The sequence below is a fragment of the Pseudarthrobacter siccitolerans genome (assembly GCF_001046895.1).
Taxonomy (GTDB): Bacteria; Actinomycetota; Actinomycetes; order Actinomycetales; family Micrococcaceae; genus Arthrobacter; species Arthrobacter siccitolerans.
This window is the reverse complement of record NZ_CAQI01000003.1, coordinates 1-1,254: the sequence shown is the minus strand read 5'-3', so window position 1 is coordinate 1,254 and position 1,254 is coordinate 1. Positions and strand designations below refer to the sequence as shown.

The 1,254-nt window shown below is 63.8% G+C and carries 1 protein-coding gene; it reads right to left on the bottom strand.

Annotated features, from left to right (window positions below; translation table 11 throughout):
- Positions 1 to 24: 24 nt before the first annotated feature.
- A complete protein-coding gene (locus ARTSIC4J27_RS00015; protein WP_235436455.1) occupies positions 25 to 1,221 on the bottom strand; it encodes an IS30 family transposase in 1,197 nt (398 codons plus the stop codon).
- Positions 1,222 to 1,254 lie beyond the last annotated feature (33 nt).

The window sequence follows — 1,254 nt, the reverse complement described above, 5'->3', positions numbered from 1 at the left end:
TTCAAGTGGTGGTTGCAACACGTCCTATGCTGCTGATTCTTTCAGAATTTGTTCGAGGGCTTGGGCTGGGGTTTTCCAGCCGAGGGTTTTGCGTATACGGCCGTTGAGTCCGGCGGCGGCGTACTCGAGGTCCTCGGGGGTGACTTTGGTGAGATCCATGCCTTTGGGAAAGTACTGACGAAGTAGTCCGTTGGTGTTCTCGTTGCTGCCGCGTTGCCAGGGTGAGTGCGGATCACAGAAGTAAACCTGGGCTCCGGTGGCGATTTTCACACGATGGTGGATACCGACCATCTCTGCCCCTTGGTCCCAGGTGAGGGACCGGCGCAGATGGGCCGGAAGGGTGGGCAGGGTTTCCTGGATGGCGGCCAGCACCTGCTCGCCGGTATGTCCGTTGGGCAGGTGCAGGAGCATCACGAAGCGGCTGCTGCGTTCGACAAGCGTTCCGATCGCTCCTGTGCCGGGGGTCCCAATGATCAGGTCGCCCTCCCAATGGCCGGGCACCGCCCGGTCATCGGCCTCTGCCGGGCGTTCGCTAATCAGCAGCTCCTTCGGGACCCGGGGCTTTCGGTTCCCGGCCCGCCGGTTTGGTTGGCGCACTGCCCTGCCGGTTCGCAAGGCCGCGGTGAGCTCGGCCTTCAGCCCGCCGCGGCCCTGGATATAGATGCACTGATAGATCGTCTCGGGGCTGATGCGCATGTTCTCATCATCGGGGAAGTCGATCCGAAGCCGGGCACTGATCTGCTCCGGGGACAACCGCTCCCGCGCCGTCAACATCCCGGCCACATACGCCGCCAGAGCCTCGTTACACGCCAGCTTCCGGGCCTTGGGCCGGCGCGCCAGCTTCTGGGCCCGGTTCTGCGCGGCCGAGGCAAGATACCGGCGCTTGCCGTCATTTCGGATGTTCCGGGTCAGCTCCCGGCTTACCGTGGAGGCACTGCGCCCCAAGCGACGACCGATCTCCTGGACCCCGTGGCCCTCGGCCAGCCACACACCAATCAACTCGCGTTCTTCAAAGGACAAAAACCGCCCGCTCGCGGGCTTCAGTGCAGGGTCCACCCCACCATGTTTCCGGACAAGCACGCGAGCTGCTGACAATGAAAACCCTGCAGCCTCCGCCGCCAGCTCATCGGCGGACCCAGCAGACCTCGCCTCCCAAAACAACCGAACCGTCTCCCGCAACACCTCAGGCCGACCAAAACGCCCCACAACACCACCAACCACTCAGGTGTTGCAACGACCCCTTGAACCCGCCGG